A 15,204-nucleotide genomic window follows, 5' to 3' on the forward strand; every position below is an offset into this window, starting at 1 on the left:
TCTCAAACATAATAAACTGCTACACGTTGCTTAAAGCCTTTTTCTCGGGCTTTACGGTACAGGCTTAATAATCAATCGGTGCTACAGTGGCCATTAATTCCGTAATACTTGTTACACCATAGGATGCCAAAGTTTGTGATAGCTTTAGAAGCCTGTTGACAATTTCTTCTTCAGTGGGTGTAGGTAAATGCTGTAGCACTAGATTTCTTGCATTTTCACGCAGTACGCCTGTAGGTTCCCCATTGTCATTACGATCGATTTGCCCACCCTTTGGATCAGGGGTATCCTTTGTAATACCTGCAATTGCTAATGCCTTGCTATTGACCGATATAATATGACCACATGTACGCATAACAATGATAGGTAATTCAGTGGAGGCAAGATCTAAATCCTCTTTTAAAGGCGCTCTTCTTTCTTTTAGTTTTCCTTCATCATAACCCCAGCCTAATATCCATCCACGCTGACTTGCATCATATTTGGCCAGTGCATTAATTATGTCCTCAATGGAATGAATATATGGAGGGAGGCATGCCACTTGTTCCAAAACATCCGCTAGCATAATTGGATGCATATGAGCGTCAATTATCCCAGGAATAATGACCTTTCCTTGTACATCTATTATTTCTCCCTGATAGGGAGGTAATTGATCCTGTTGTCCAATCCAAAGTACTTTTCCGTCTTCAATCACCATGGCAGTTGCAGATGGCTGATTAATATCTGCCGTATAAATCTTTGCATTACAAATAATTTTCATCATTTTTCAACTCCTATTTCTTCCATACCAAAAGTAGATTTTTCAGGATCTTCTGCTTTCAGCACCCTATGCAAAATAGTACCGATAATAAAGCCAAGAATAGATGGTATAATCCAAGCAAATCCGCTAGACTGCAATGGTAAATGTAAGACCATCTGTGTCACACTAGGTATGGTAATTTCATAGCTAGCAAATGTTTCAACAACGCTTACTAGAAATGCAAATAGTACTGTTCCTTTATAGGCTCCTGCGTTTGGCACAAAACGATCAAAAGCCCCCAGTAGCACAAGTACAATAATGACAGGATAAATTACCAAGAAAATGGGCAATGTAATTTCGACGATGGCACCTACACCTAAGGAGCCGATAGTTGCGCCTACTACACACATAATAAAGACCCACGTTTTATAGCCTAGCTTCTCTTTTGTTAGTTCGTTTAAAAATTGTGATGATATGACCATGACGCCAATCGCTGATGTTAAGCAGGCAAAAACAACACATATAGCTAGTAACGCCTTACCCAAATTACCAATGACACTAAAGGCAATGGCTGCTAATAGTTCTGTATCACTGCCAGGATTTGTGATGATACCACTACTTGTAGCCCCTAAATAAAGTAGGCCACCATAAACTGCTATTAATCCTATTGCAGCAATAGCCATTCCACCTAGCGCAACCTTTTTAGATTGTTTCCCTTTATAGCCATAACCAACTATTGCTGCTAAAAAGATCGGAGCACAAAGAATACCTGTCCCTACATCTCCTGTTTGATAGGCAGCTATTATCGAGTTAGCAAACACCCCTTCAGCCCCTGTATTGACTGCTGTTCCCATTGGATCTAGTACCCCTTTACCAATGAGGATAATGAGGATAAGAACAAGAACGGGTGTCAGCCATTTCCCAATCTTATCGATAACATTTGATTGATCCATCGCAAAGTAAAAGCAAATCGCGAAAAACGCTAATACTGACGCAATTAAAGGTATGTTCGGAATAATTTGTGATACCCCTAATTCATGAGTTGTCGCTGACATCCTCGGTATTGTGACAACCATTCCAATACAAACCATCATGACCGTATTAAAGGCTTTATAAAACCAATTTCCGATTGGTCTTGTGAGCGCTTCCACGGTTCCCCCAGTATTATAAATTGCGTACACCGCAAGCACAGGTAAAATAACGCCCGTTAAGCTAAAGCCCATCAAAGCAGAAATCCATGATTCCCCTGCACTATTTCCTATGGATGGCGGAAAGATTAAATTCCCGGCACCAAAAAATATAGCAAATAAGGCTAGCCCGACAATTATCGTATGCTGCACAACTTTAGACATATCCTCAACCCCTTTATAATCGTTTACAGAAGATTTATTTAAATAATAGAAAATTTAAAAGCACGAAAAAAGGAGATAAATTTTTATCCCCTTTTTGTAAAAAATTTTTTACAGCAATTCATATTTTAAACACTTATATTTTAGTAATTGACGCGAAATACCTAAACGACGAGCAGTTTCCGCTAAACGTCCATCAGTTTCACGCAACTTTTCCGCTATAATTAGGCGCTCATAGGCTTCCGTTAAATCTCGTAAATGTCCAGTTTGGTTGTTTTGCATTATCTGCTGAGTTGAATGTTGAACATTTTTTCTAATCCTTTCTGGAATATGCTCAACAAGTATTTCATCTCCAAGCAAATTATTATATGCCGATTCAAGAGCATTTTTTAGTTCACGCACATTACCCGGCCAATGATAGGCATAAAATAATTGAATCACTTCATTACGATAGCTTACATTTTTCTGTAGTGTATGTTCACTGTAAAATTGTATATAAAAATCAAGGATAGCTGGAATATCTTCCTTCCTTAATCTTAACGGTGGCAAATCAATTTGAAGAACATTTAAGCGATAAAATAAGTCCTCGCGTAACCTTTTTTCAGCTAATAGTTTATCTATATCTTCATTGACAGTCGTAATATACCGTATATCCAACGGCTCATCATTCAGCACTTTTATATCTACTGCATGCAAAAGTTTCGCCTGCAAAGATATATCCAATAAATTAAGGTGATCAATGAGTAGTGTCCCACCATTAGCCTCCTGTAACTTTCCACTTTTTGCTTCATTGTCTGATCCGTATAGCTGAGTAAATAGATTATCCTCTGTCAATGTTGAACAGTTCAAAGTAATAAAGGGCTTTGTATAGCGTTCACTTTCATTGTGTATGCCTTGTGCGATAATATCTTTCCCAGTTCCAGTTTCCCCAGTTAGTAAAACAGGGGCACTTTTTTGAGCACTTCGACGTGCCTTTTCAAGTTGAGTTTTCATTTCAGTATTTGTCGTAATGAAATCCTCCAAACGGTAGGTCGTATAATTATCTCGATATAATTTATGTCCCAGGAAATTATCTAAGTATTTAATTTGTTTGCTTTCATAAAAATGTTTTGAGAATTCAATGGCACCAATGGCTTTTCCATCCTCCATAATGGGATAGGTCGAACTCAACGATAAATAACTAAAACCGTTCAATGTAGTAAGTTGTTGCTCATAGTATAAAACTGGTTGCCCTGTTTGTATGACTTGAAACACAGTACTTGTCTCAGGTGATAAATTTTGATAATTATCAGTCACAGTGCTATGAAAAAATTCATCTGGTGTTAAGCCGATTTCCAATAATATATTTAAATCTGCTAAGTCATAAAAGATTGCACAGCCTTTATCATCTGTAATTAACACATTATCAAATTCATTGAAGGCTTGTGCAAATTGTTGCAATTCCATGAATTTCTCCCCCTTGTCCCCATGAATATTACCCATTATAACGAATTTTCAAAAATTATGAGAGAATTCAATTTTTGCAACACAAAAAAGCTATTTTAGAACATCCATAAAAGAATTGTCTAAAATAGCTTTATCTGTCGTTTATTTTGCTGTGATTACTTCTTTACCGCCCATATAAGGTCTTAAAACTTCTGGAATTACTACGCTACCATCAGCTTGTTGATAATTTTCTAGAATAGCAGCAACTGTACGGCCAATGGCAAGACCAGAACCGTTTAATGTATGCACATATTCTGGTTTTGCATTTGGCTCACGACGGAAGCGGATATTTGCTCGTCGTGCCTGGAAATCCTCAAAGTTAGAGCAAGAAGAAATTTCACGGTACATGTTTTGTGCAGGAATCCAGACTTCTAAATCATATTTTTTCGCTGCAGTAAAACCTAAATCAGCTGTACACATTTTTAGCTTACGATATGGTAAGCCTAGTAATTGTAATACCTTTTCTGCATGACTTGTTAATAGCTCTAATTGTTCGTATGACTCCTCTGGTTTTACAAAACGAACTAATTCAACTTTATTAAACTGGTGTTGACGAATTAAACCACGTGTATCACGACCTGCTGATCCCGCTTCTGAACGGAAGCATGCGCTATACGCTGCAAAGCCTTGTGGTAAAGCTTCAGCCGGTAAAATTTCATCTCGATAGAAGTTCGTAACTGGTACTTCTGCAGTTGGAATCATGAAATAATCTGTTTCCTCTAATTTGAATACATCTTCTTCAAATTTCGGAAGTTGCCCTGTACCTGTTAGGCTATCTCGATTAACAATAACAGGTGGTAGCATTTCCTCGTAACCATGCTCCTCTGCATGTAAATCCATCATGAATGTCATTAATGCTCGTTCTAAACGAGCGCCAAGACCACGATAGAATAAGAAACGGCTACCTGTTACTTTCGCGCCGCGTTCAAAGTCTACAATTTTTAAATCCGTAGCAAGGTCCCAGTGTGCTTTAATATCAAAATCAAATGCAGGAATATCACCCCAAGTATATTCTTCAACATTGTCGTCCTCTGTTGTGCCTACTGGTACAGATTCATGCGGAATGTTTGGTAAACGCATCATCATATCTTTAAAGCGTTCTTCAACATCATTTAATTGTACATCTAATTCTTTAATTTCATCGCCAACCTGACGCATACGAGCAATGACTTCATCCGCATTTTCCTTGTTGCGTTTCATAACTGAAATTTGTTCAGATACTTTATTGCGTTCTGCTTTTAATTCTTCTGTTTTGGCAATCAATTCACGACGTTTTGCATCTAAGTCTTCAAAGTCATCTAAATTTCCTAAGTCCTCATTACGTGTTAATAACATCTCTTTAATTTCCGCGAAATTTTCGCGTACGCGTTTAATATCTAACATCTTCATACCTCCAATAGTTTCTTCATGATGGGAAATCATTGCAGCGAAATGAACACAAAAAAGCCCTCATCCCTAAAAAGGGACGAGAGCTACCCGCGTTGCCACCCTAATTGACTAGACTTATTTCTGCCTAATCCACTTATTTCATAACGGCATTTCAGCCGGCTACAGCCTACTTCATTCACTTCGACTGTGCAACTCCAGGACGGATTCACAAGTGCTTTTATCAGCTTCCACCAACCGCTGACTCTCTAAAAAAAACGTGCTTGCTACTACTTCCCATCATCGTGTTCAGTTATTTAAAATTTAACCATACTGTACTATATGAAAACAAATTTTGCAAGTCATACCATAGAGGATACAAAATATTCAATAATTCGTGTGTCCTCTGTTAATTCGGGATGAAACGAACAACCCAATAAATGGCCATCTTGTGCCAAGATTATTTTCCCCTCATGTTGTGCAAGAATTTCAACATCTTTACCTACCGCTTCAATATGAGGTGCACGAATAAATACTGCTGGAATCCCTACACCTATTTTAGGAATATCTAGTTGTACTTCAAAGCTATTGACCTGACGTCCATATGAGTTTCTTGCTACAGTCACGTCCATCACAGCCAAATGTGGTTCATCTTCAATTAGATCCTTGGCTAATAAAATTAATCCCGCACATGTACCAAGCATTGGTAATCCTTGCTGTGCAAGTCCACGAATTGGCTCTAGCAGATCAAATCGATCCAGCAATTTTCTCATTGTTGTGCTTTCTCCACCTGGTAACACAAGTCCATCTAGGTTTTCTAAATCTTTTCTCTGTTTTACTTGAATTGCTTCACAGCCAAGAGCTTCTAACATTTGTATATGCTCACGAACTGCTCCTTGTAATGCTAATACACCAATTCGCTTCATGCTACCAACCTCGCTCTTGCATACGCTCGTTGTGTCCAAGCTGTGCAATATCAATCCCCTTCATAGGCACTCCGAGCTCTTTTGATATTTCCGCAATAAGCTTATAGTCTTTATAATGAGTAGTCGCCTCTACAATGGCACGTGCAAATTTTTCAGGGTTCTCAGATTTAAAAATACCTGAACCAACGAAAACGCCATCAGCTCCAAGTTCCATCATTAAGGCTGCATCAGCAGGCGTTGCCACTCCTCCTGCTGCGAAGTTTACGACTGGTAAACGACCAAGACGTTTAATTTCTCTTAATAACTCGAAAGGAGCTCCTAGTAATTTCGCCTCTGTCATTAATTCATCCTCTGTCATTCCTACGACTTTACGAACCTGTGCATTTACTTTACGAATATGGCGAACGGCCTCCACAATATTCCCTGTACCTGGTTCACCTTTAGTTCGTAACATCGAGGCACCTTCCCCGATACGACGGGCTGCCTCCCCTAAATCACGACAGCCACACACAAACGGTACGGTGTATTCACTTTTTAATAAATGGTATTCTTCATCAGCTGGTGTTAAAACTTCACTTTCATCAATATAATCAACACCCATTGCTTCTAAGACACGTGCTTCAACAATATGACCAATACGTGCTTTGGCCATCACAGGAATAGTTACAGCCCCCATCACTTCCTCAACAATACGAGGATCGGCCATGCGTGCAACGCCACCTGCTTTCCGAATATCTGACGGTACTCTTTCTAATGCCATCACTGCTACAGCACCTGCAGCTTCTGCAATTTTTGCTTGCTCTGCATTAATGACATCCATAATGACGCCGCCTTTTTGCATTTCTGCCATACCACGTTTTACTAGCTCTGTACCTGTTTGTTTCATTTTCTAACCTCCACCTTTATGATGAAGTTTAGTATAATAGAAATTGACCATATCAAAATATCCAGTTTTCAAAATATTTATAAGGTCAGGAGGTTCCAGATCATGGATATGCTTTTATTTCAGCTGGAAAGAGATAGTGATAAACCGCTTTATGATCAGCTTTATAATGGTATTAAAGAAGCTATTATTTCTAAGAAAATAACTGTAGGAGAAAAATTGCCTTCAAAAAGGAAATTAGCTGATTTTTTAAACATTTCCCAAACAACAATTGAAATTGCCTATGCCCAGCTCTTAGCTGAAGGCTATATTATGTCCAAATCACGTATTGGCTATTTTGTAGAAGAGATAGATGAACTGCCCTACATTCAACAAGATACTGTGGCGTCCATTAATGAACATCCTAAGAAAAAATCATATAAAATTGATTTTAATCCTGGTTCTATTGATATCGATGCCTTTCCATTTCAAACATGGAGAAAGTATGCGAAAGAGCTTTTTGACGACACCTCAAAGGAGCTATTATTAACAGGGGAACCACAAGGAGAACTGTCTCTACGCACAGAGATTGCTAATTATTTATATCAATCCCGTGGTGTTGTATGCCACCCTGAACAAATTGTTATTGGTTCAGGTACGGAGCAGCTTCTCCCTATGATTCTCCGTCTTTTTAGTGAGGACACAAGCTTTGCATTAGAAAATCCAGGATACCCTGCCGTGCATCGAATGTTTTCGCAGCATAAACGAAAAGTTTACCCAATTGCAGTTGATGAAGAGGGCATAATTATTCATGATCTTGAAAAAACAAATGCTAATGTTGTGTATATTACACCCTCACATCAATTCCCAACTGGGGCTGTATTATCTGCTACAAGACGAGCACAGGCTTTAAATTGGGCGGCACAAAGCACCTCTCGCTATATTATAGAGGATGACTATGATTCGGAATTTCGTTATGCTGGAAAACCAATTCCTGCCCTACACGCACTAGATCGCAACGATAAAGTTATTTACATGAGTACTTTTACCAAATCTTTAATGCCATCCTTACGAGTAGCTTATTTTGTACTTCCACCTAAACTACTTGCTACTTATAACGATGTCTTTAATTATTATTCATCCACTGTGCCTCGTTTTGATCAGCATATTGTGGCAAATTTTATGGGTGATGGGCATTTTGCAAAGCATCTCAATCGTATGCGTAAAATTTATCGTAAAAAACATGATAAGCTAACTTCTATTTTAGAAAAATATTCATCATCCATTAACATTACTGGTGAGCAAGCTGGTATGCATATTTTATTAGAGGTTCAACACACATTCACAGAAAAACAATTACAACAGCTCGCCTCTCAAGCACAGATAGGTATCTATCCATTATCAGCCTATCGACTAGATCATTATGAATCTTCAAAAGCTCAATTTCTATTAGGCTTTGGAGGAATTCCCGTACAAGCAATCGAATCATCCATTGAGCAGTTGATGGATTGCTGGAGTATACAAAAAAATGACCCATCTACGTAGATGGGTCGTTTTATATTAAGTCTCAATTAATTGAATTTGATAATGCTCAAACCAAGTATGAATTTGCCCTAGATACGCTAAAAGTTGAGGACCTGCCATTAATTGCCCATACCATGGAATCTTAAAAGAGCTACCGCCAGATTCAACTAACTCCTCAAGCTTTTGTCGTTCAAATAGTTCATGCAAAATTGAATTTTTATCATGTAGAATTTCCTTCAACCATTTTTGCACTCCTGCTGTATAGATAGGATGATAGGTTTTTGGATAAGGATTTTTTTTACGATATAACACTTCATTCGGCAATAGATGTGCCATTGATTTTCGAAGTAATCCTTTTTCTATTCCATCTAAATTCTTCATTTCCCACGGAATATTCCAGGCATATTCTACAAGCCGATGATCTGCAAAAGGGACACGTACCTCTAAACTTGCCCCCATACTCATACGATCTTTCCGCTCTAATAATGTTTGCATGAACCATAGCATATTTAAGTAAGACATTTCACGATGTCTTGCCTCTGCTAAACCTTCTCCATCTAATAATGGCACTTCAGCTATTGTTTGTGTATATAGTTGTTGTGCATAGGACTCAATTGTCAATTTTTTATCCCACTTCTCTTGAAGTAATGCACTTCTTTCAGACAATGAACGGATCCAAGGAAAACCCGAAGTCCTTTCTTTAAACCATGGATACCCACCAAAAATTTCATCTGCACACTCTCCTGATAGCGCTACAGTAAATTCCTTTTTTATTTCTCGACAAAACCACAATAACGAAGAATCTACATCTGCCATACCAGGGGAATCACGAACGATGACCGATTCCACTAATAAATCAATTAACTGTTGCTGAGTGATTTCCTCTGCATGGTGTGCCGTCTGAAAAGTATCTGTCATTTTTTGAATCCAGTACGTATCCGTGGAAGTTTGGAAAGAGTGTGGGTTAAAGAAGCGCTCGTTATCCTCGTAATCAATAGAATACGTATGCAATTGATGGTTTTGCTGTTGGAAACTATTTGCCGCAATGCCCGTGATAATACTGGAATCTAGTCCTCCCGAAAGAAATGTACAAATAGGAACATCCGAAACTAGCTGACGTTCTATAGCATCCGTTAACAAAAAACGAACATGCTCCATTGTTTCTTCTAATGTTTCTTCATGTTTACGGCTTTGTAGCTGCCAATACGGCCACTTTCTTAAACCTTCTTCTCTAGAGAATCGCATCGCATAGCCAGGTCTTAATTCTTCAATATTTTGAAAGAGTGTTTTACCTGGCGCTCTAGAAGGCCCTACAGCCATCATACTTGCCAACCCTTCAACATTTACACTTGCTTGGACCGTGGGGTGTGCTAGCAGAGCCTTCACTTCAGATGCAAAAAGAACACCCTCTTGTTGCTCTGTATAATACAAGGGTTTTACGCCTAATCGGTCTCGACATAAAAATAAAGATTGTCTTTGCTCATCCCAAACACCAAAGGCAAAAATACCATTTAGAAATTCTACACATTGCTCTTTCCATTCAATATAGGCCGTTAATAACACTTCAGTATCCGATTGTGTTATAAAACTATGTCCTCTTTTTTGAAGTTCCTTACGTAGCTCTTCTGTATTATAAAGTTCGCCATTATATGTAATGACATAGTTTAATCCATCATGGATTTTTTTCATCGGTTGTTTGCCGCCAATTAAATCAATAACAGCTAACCGTCGATGGCCAAATGCAATATGCTCACTACACCAAATATTTTCATCATCTGGCCCTCTCTTATTTAATGTTTGCGTCATCGATTTTAATATTGTGTCACTTGTTCTTAAATCCTTGTGAAAACTAGCCCAGCCTGTAATGCCACACATTTAGCCACATCCTTTCGCCTATTAGCGTATGCAGTAGCATGTAAAAATGTGAAAAAAGCACATGAATGCTTAAGTACATTCATGTGCTCGTATTTAAATATTAGAACAATCCCCCAACAAAGTCTGTAATGCCTCCCCATAAATTACCGAAGAAGCTACCTACACCTTGGAAGAACAATGAGATACCGCTAGCGCGCTCTACAGCCTCTGTTGTGACAACATCGGATGAAATATCCTTGCCATCAATAAAGCCGTAATCTGTGCCTTCTGTGCGCTCAATAACGACCTTTCCTACAACAGTGTCTTTTTTAACATCTGCCTCTAAACTCTTTTTATCTAAAACCAATGTAGGTTTATATAAGTCTTTATCAGCAGACTTAATCATAAAGGAAATTGGTTCTTTTACTGCAATCGATACTTTGTCTTCTTTACCTTTTGTGACTTTAACTGTTTTTTGATCTTTGAAAGTATAGTTCCCTGGTAAAATTTCTTGCTTTGAGAATTGTGAAAAACCGTAGTTAAATAATTTTGCTGTGGCATCAAAACGAGCTTTATATGATCCTTGACCATTTGCATCTACAGCCTTCATGACAACTGCAATCAAGCGAGTCCCATTGCGCTCTGCAGTACCTGTAAAGCAGTGACCTGCAAAGTTTGTTGTACCTGTTTTTAATCCATCTACACCTTGATATTCATACACTAATCCTGGCAACATAAAGTTCCAGTTTTCCATTTTAATTGCATCTTCTGTTCCTTCACGGAATGTCTTTTTTGCAATTTTAGATGTCTCTAATACCTTTGGGTGATCTTTTAATAAATGATACGCTAATTTTGCTACAGATTTTGCAGGCATCACATTTTCATCTTCTGGGCCTGTACCTGATGGATGCATTCCAAATAAATCAGCATTATTAAGACCAGTAGCATTGACAAATTTATAGCCCTCTAAACCAAGTTCTTCTGCTTTTTTATTCATTAACTTTAAAAATTCAGTTTCAGAACCTGCGATTGTTTCAGCAATAGCTACGGTTGCTGCATTTGCTGAATAGATTGCCATTGCCTCATATAACTCACGAATCGTATAAGAGCCATCTCTACGTAAAGGTACATTACTTAATGCACGATTTTGAGACATACGATACGTATAATCTGTTACGTGATATTCTTGATCCCATTTAACTTTCCCTGCATCAATCGCGTCCAATAACAGGTATTCAGTCATCATCTTTGTCATACTTGCAATACCTAGTGAAGTATCTGCATTTTGTTCAAATAAAATTTTTCCTGAATCTGCATCAATTAAAATCGCAGCATCCACTGTTAATCCTAAATCTGTTTCCGCATTTGCCTTTGCAGGAATACCTGCAAAAATACTAAATAATAAAACAGGAATTAGGAGTAAGCGTAATACGGTGTTCATTTTCTTTTTCACCTTTAAAGCCCTCCAAAAAATAATCTTGTCCTCGACATTTTATCATAGATAACAACAAACGTGTTGACTCTCTACCATAAAAAAATGCTCTCGCGCCATCTTTGTAGACGATGCGAAAGCATAAAAGTTGCAAGTAATATATTACATGGAATAGTTTGGTGATTCTTTTGTAATCTGTACATCATGTGGATGTGATTCACGTAGACCAGCACCTGTCATTCTAACAAATTGTGCATTCTCGCGTAGGTGCTCAAGATGTGGAGCTCCACAATAACCCATACCAGCGCGAATACCACCAATAAGTTGGTAAATTGTATCAGCTAATGGTCCTTTATAAGGAAGACGGCCCTCAATACCTTCAGGTACTAATTTTTTTGCATCCTCTTGGAAGTAACGATCTTTAGAACCTTTTTCCATAGCGCCGATAGAACCCATACCACGATAAACTTTGAAGCGACGTCCTTGGAAGATTTCTGTTTCTCCAGGAGATTCAGATGTGCCTGCTAGAAGGGAACCAAGCATTACAACGTTGCCTCCAGCTGCTAGAGCTTTTACGATATCACCAGAATATTTAATACCACCATCAGCAATTATTGTTTTACCTAGCTCACGAGCTACTGTAGCACAATCATATACTGCTGTAATTTGTGGTACACCTACACCTGCTACAACACGTGTAGTACAAATTGAACCAGGACCGATACCTACTTTAACAACATCTGCTCCAGCTTCAAATAATGCACGTGCGCCTTCTCCTGTAGCAACATTACCAGCGATGATTTCTAGCTCAGGGTAAGTCTCACGGATTGAGCGAATTGTTTGTAATACGCCTTCTGAATGACCATGGGCTGTATCGATTACAACAATGTCAACTTGTGCCTCTACAAGCTTCTCAATACGTACCATCGTATCTTTTGATACACCAACTGCTGCGCCTACAAGTAAACGACCATGTGTATCTTTCGCAGCATTCGGGAATTCAATAACTTTCTCGATATCCTTAATTGTAATAAGTCCAGTTAATCTACCTTCTTCATCCACAATTGGAAGCTTTTCGATTTTATATTGTTGAAGAATTTTTTCAGCATCCTCTAAAGTCGTTCCAACTGGTGCTGTAATCAAATCTTCTTTCGTCATTACATCTTCAATTTTTAAAGAGTAGTCAGAGATAAAACGTAAATCACGGTTTGTAATAATCCCTACTAGCTTTTGATTTTCCATACTATCAACAATAGGAACACCAGAGATTCGGTATTTACCCATTAGATGCTCAGCATCGAAAACTTGATGTGTCGGAGTTAAGAAGAATGGGTTTGTAATAACACCATTTTCAGAACGTTTTACTTTTTCTACTTGTTCAGCTTGCTCATCAATCCCCATGTTTTTATGGATAATACCGATACCGCCTTGACGTGCCATCGCAATCGCCATTTTAGACTCTGTAACTGTATCCATACCTGCGCTGACCATTGGGATGTTTAATTTAATCTTTGGTGTTAATTGAACAGATAAATCAACATCTTTCGGTAGTACTTCGGAATGAGCTGGTACTAATAATACATCATCAAAAGTTAAACCTTCTTTGGCAAATTTAGTCTCCCACATTTTCGTAACTTCCTCCTATAGTTAAAAGAATATTAATTGTAAGATTAACAACGTGGACTGCTACTGTCAAGGAACTTATAAAAGAAAGACAATTCAGATTTTTAACAAATAACAATTAAGATAAACAATACAAATAATTAACTACATTTTCGAGGCATTTATTTACATTTTTCAAATTCAGAAAACACTTTTGAACAATCTCTTTAGTAGAGTTAAAAGTTATCAAAAGAGAAAGTAAAAAAACAGCCAGCATTTTGTTTACTCTTCTGTAAGAGTTAACTTTTATATAATAACATGTTTTATATCTAATGTCAAACAGTTATTTTATTTTATATTTTAGTAGCTGCATGTCTCATCAGCAACTTTTATATAATAACACCCTATTTATCATTGGTCAATAGTTTTATAATTATTTTTAAAAAATATTTATAACCTCAATCTTGGCCAATTTCGTAAAAATTGAATTGTACGGTTTCTCCCTATTTCTAATAGAGTTTCTTTTGTTTCTTCATTTAAATCAAATTGGGTAGCACTATAATCTTCTACAGGAATAAAAATAATATCTCTTTCGTGTCGTCTTGATATATACCTTTCATCATGTGCATCTTTCATAGTTGAAAATAATGCATCAAACAAATTTAGACCATTCTTAATTTCTTGAGGACATTGTTCTTCCCTTCTTCTGCTCAGTTTCAGGCCTAAAATCGGACGTACTTTCCGACCTTCCTTATCATCAAATATCCATAGTGGAAAATTACTTAAAACACCACCATCCACTATAACCGATTCACCCTTCCCAGTCTTTAATGTAACTGGTTCAAAGAAAAAAGGTATACCACAACTCATACGTAACGCACAAGCAACTGAAAAATTCTTTGCTTCAATTTGATATTTATGCAAATCGTCTGGTAAAACAATCATTCTACCATTCGTTAAATCTGAAGCTACTAACTTAAGTGAATCTTTAGGCAGGTCACCAAAAGTATATACGCCTTTTGCTGCTAGCTTTTGGAAAAACCATTTTTCTAATGCCTTTCCTTTATAGAGACCTAAATGATTATAAACATTTACCCATTTCATAAATGGAAAAGGTAAAAATGTTCTTCTTGGATCAAGTAATGAAGGAACATCTAACTCTTCTAGCATCATTTCTATCTCTTTTCCACTATATCCTGCAGCAATAAAGGCAGCTAAAATGGCACCTGCACTTGTACCAGCTACACGTTTAAATCGAAAATGTTCAGCTTCTAGTACTTGATATGCCCCTACTAATGCAAAGCCCTTCAAACCGCCACCAGAAAACACGCCATCAATCCACAAAATTTCCTCTCCTTTTTGATGTAATCTTTACATTATAAGGATGAAAAATGATGAATAGAACTAAAATTTCTACTTTATTGACGATACCTATGTACATAGCAGCAAATTTTAATGATGAGCCTAGCTAAAATTCGATTTCAGTACCCTATATGAGAAAGTACTGATTATAAAAAAATGAAGATAACATGGTGATAATTTCTATTTTAAGAAGTCCCTAATGCTACTTAAATGGTAATGTATGTTGCAGCAATAATCCCAGTTTTTATAATTCGAACAGTTGCAAAGTGTAGAACCTATTTTTGACTATAATATAAAAGTTCTTAAGCTTCCCAACAATATTGAGCTTAAATTAAAACCCTTACCTATATTTATTAACTATGTCTAATAAAGCCTACTGGTGATTGATATAAAGCGCTGGAGGAGAATTAATCTGTGTTTACTGCCTTCTATGATTAGTTTCATTTATTCTTTCATTTTATCTTTTTGTTGTTTTCATCAACTGTATTTATACAGTATCCCCACTTTACAATTGATGATTGCTATATTTAATTGGTCATAAAAGTTGCGGAATGCAACATATGAAGATGATCCACTAATGTTGTTGTTTTCATAACTTTTAAATTTTTTCTTTCACTGAAGACTTATTTTTTAATTGCCTTAGCTAAGAGCTTTCTAAGCCCTCCAACATAGTGCTAAGGTTACAATAAATATAAAAAAACAGCCAGCAC

The 15,204-nt window shown here is 37.2% G+C and carries 11 protein-coding genes and 1 other annotated feature; of the genes, 1 reads left to right on the forward strand and 10 read right to left on the reverse strand.

Annotated features, from left to right (window positions below; translation table 11 throughout):
• Window positions 1-64 precede the first annotated feature (64 nt).
• From V1L66_RS22770 to pdxS, 6 genes are all read right to left on the reverse strand, one after another.
• On the reverse strand, window positions 65-757 hold the full coding sequence (locus V1L66_RS22770) for an amidohydrolase family protein (protein ID WP_333006620.1): 693 nt from the start codon (window positions 755-757) through the stop codon (window positions 65-67).
• Window positions 754-2,085, reverse strand: coding sequence for a branched-chain amino acid transport system II carrier protein (gene brnQ, locus V1L66_RS22775; protein ID WP_333006621.1), 1,332 nt, complete (start codon window positions 2,083-2,085; stop codon window positions 754-756). The genes V1L66_RS22770 and brnQ overlap by 4 nt, the downstream gene beginning before the upstream one ends.
• A gap of 108 nt (window positions 2,086-2,193) precedes the next feature.
• The gene (locus V1L66_RS22780) at window positions 2,194-3,528 is read right to left on the reverse strand and encodes a sigma 54-interacting transcriptional regulator (protein ID WP_333006622.1); all 1,335 of its coding nucleotides are present in this window, start codon (window positions 3,526-3,528) and stop codon (window positions 2,194-2,196) included.
• 141 nt (window positions 3,529-3,669) lie between these two features.
• Complete coding sequence (serS, locus tag V1L66_RS22785; protein ID WP_258860937.1) at window positions 3,670-4,950, reverse strand: serine--tRNA ligase; 1,281 nt, start codon at window positions 4,948-4,950, stop codon at window positions 3,670-3,672.
• A 75-nt stretch (window positions 4,951-5,025) separates the two neighbouring features.
• Window positions 5,026-5,245 (reverse strand) — a binding site (T-box leader).
• 49 nt (window positions 5,246-5,294) lie between these two features.
• Entirely contained in the window at window positions 5,295-5,858 is a 564-nt protein-coding gene (gene pdxT, locus V1L66_RS22790; RefSeq protein WP_333006623.1) for a pyridoxal 5'-phosphate synthase glutaminase subunit PdxT, read from the reverse strand.
• Window position 5,859: 1 nt separating this feature from the next.
• On the reverse strand, window positions 5,860-6,744 hold the full coding sequence (gene pdxS, locus V1L66_RS22795) for a pyridoxal 5'-phosphate synthase lyase subunit PdxS (protein WP_036075157.1): 885 nt from the start codon (window positions 6,742-6,744) through the stop codon (window positions 5,860-5,862).
• Window positions 6,745-6,846: 102 nt separating this feature from the next.
• On the opposite strand from pdxS, the gene V1L66_RS22800 reads away from it, so the two are divergent.
• Window positions 6,847-8,265: a PLP-dependent aminotransferase family protein gene (locus tag V1L66_RS22800; RefSeq protein WP_333006624.1), complete on the forward strand. Its 1,419-nt coding sequence runs from the start codon at window positions 6,847-6,849 to the stop codon at window positions 8,263-8,265.
• A 15-nt stretch (window positions 8,266-8,280) separates the two neighbouring features.
• Here the strand turns inward: V1L66_RS22800 and asnB are convergent, their stop codons facing one another.
• From asnB to V1L66_RS22820, 4 genes are all read right to left on the reverse strand, one after another.
• Window positions 8,281-10,119 (reverse strand): asparagine synthase (glutamine-hydrolyzing), encoded by a 1,839-nt coding sequence (gene asnB, locus V1L66_RS22805; protein ID WP_333006625.1) that lies wholly within the window; start codon window positions 10,117-10,119, stop codon window positions 8,281-8,283.
• A gap of 100 nt (window positions 10,120-10,219) precedes the next feature.
• Complete coding sequence (locus V1L66_RS22810) at window positions 10,220-11,551, reverse strand: D-alanyl-D-alanine carboxypeptidase family protein (RefSeq protein ID WP_081977435.1); 1,332 nt, start codon at window positions 11,549-11,551, stop codon at window positions 10,220-10,222.
• Between the two features lie 141 nt (window positions 11,552-11,692).
• Window positions 11,693-13,156: an IMP dehydrogenase gene (gene guaB, locus V1L66_RS22815; protein WP_004233999.1), complete on the reverse strand. Its 1,464-nt coding sequence runs from the start codon at window positions 13,154-13,156 to the stop codon at window positions 11,693-11,695.
• Between the two features lie 426 nt (window positions 13,157-13,582).
• Window positions 13,583-14,476 (reverse strand): patatin-like phospholipase family protein, encoded by an 894-nt coding sequence (locus tag V1L66_RS22820; RefSeq protein ID WP_333007002.1) that lies wholly within the window; start codon window positions 14,474-14,476, stop codon window positions 13,583-13,585.
• Between the last annotated feature and the right edge of the window lie 728 nt (window positions 14,477-15,204).

The sequence above is a fragment of the Lysinibacillus sp. IITD104 genome (assembly GCF_036698265.2).
Lineage (GTDB): Bacteria > Bacillota > Bacilli > Bacillales_A > Planococcaceae > Lysinibacillus > Lysinibacillus boronitolerans.

What these genes read in the sequence shown, in the direction of transcription:
- V1L66_RS22770 (WP_333006620.1), bottom strand. Translation starts at nt 757, where the DNA reads ATGATGAAAATTATTTGTAATGCAAAGATTTATACGGCAGATATTAAT.
- brnQ (WP_333006621.1), bottom strand. Translation starts at nt 2,085, where the DNA reads ATGTCTAAAGTTGTGCAGCATACGATAATTGTCGGGCTAGCCTTATTT.
- V1L66_RS22780 (WP_333006622.1), bottom strand. Translation starts at nt 3,528, where the DNA reads ATGGAATTGCAACAATTTGCACAAGCCTTCAATGAATTTGATAATGTG.
- serS (WP_258860937.1), bottom strand. Translation starts at nt 4,950, where the DNA reads ATGTTAGATATTAAACGCGTACGCGAAAATTTCGCGGAAATTAAAGAG.
- pdxT (WP_333006623.1), bottom strand. Translation starts at nt 5,858, where the DNA reads ATGAAGCGAATTGGTGTATTAGCATTACAAGGAGCAGTTCGTGAGCAT.
- pdxS (WP_036075157.1), bottom strand. Translation starts at nt 6,744, where the DNA reads ATGAAACAAACAGGTACAGAGCTAGTAAAACGTGGTATGGCAGAAATG.
- V1L66_RS22800 (WP_333006624.1), top strand. Translation starts at nt 6,847, where the DNA reads ATGGATATGCTTTTATTTCAGCTGGAAAGAGATAGTGATAAACCGCTT.
- asnB (WP_333006625.1), bottom strand. Translation starts at nt 10,119, where the DNA reads ATGTGTGGCATTACAGGCTGGGCTAGTTTTCACAAGGATTTAAGAACA.
- guaB (WP_004233999.1), bottom strand. Translation starts at nt 13,156, where the DNA reads ATGTGGGAGACTAAATTTGCCAAAGAAGGTTTAACTTTTGATGATGTA.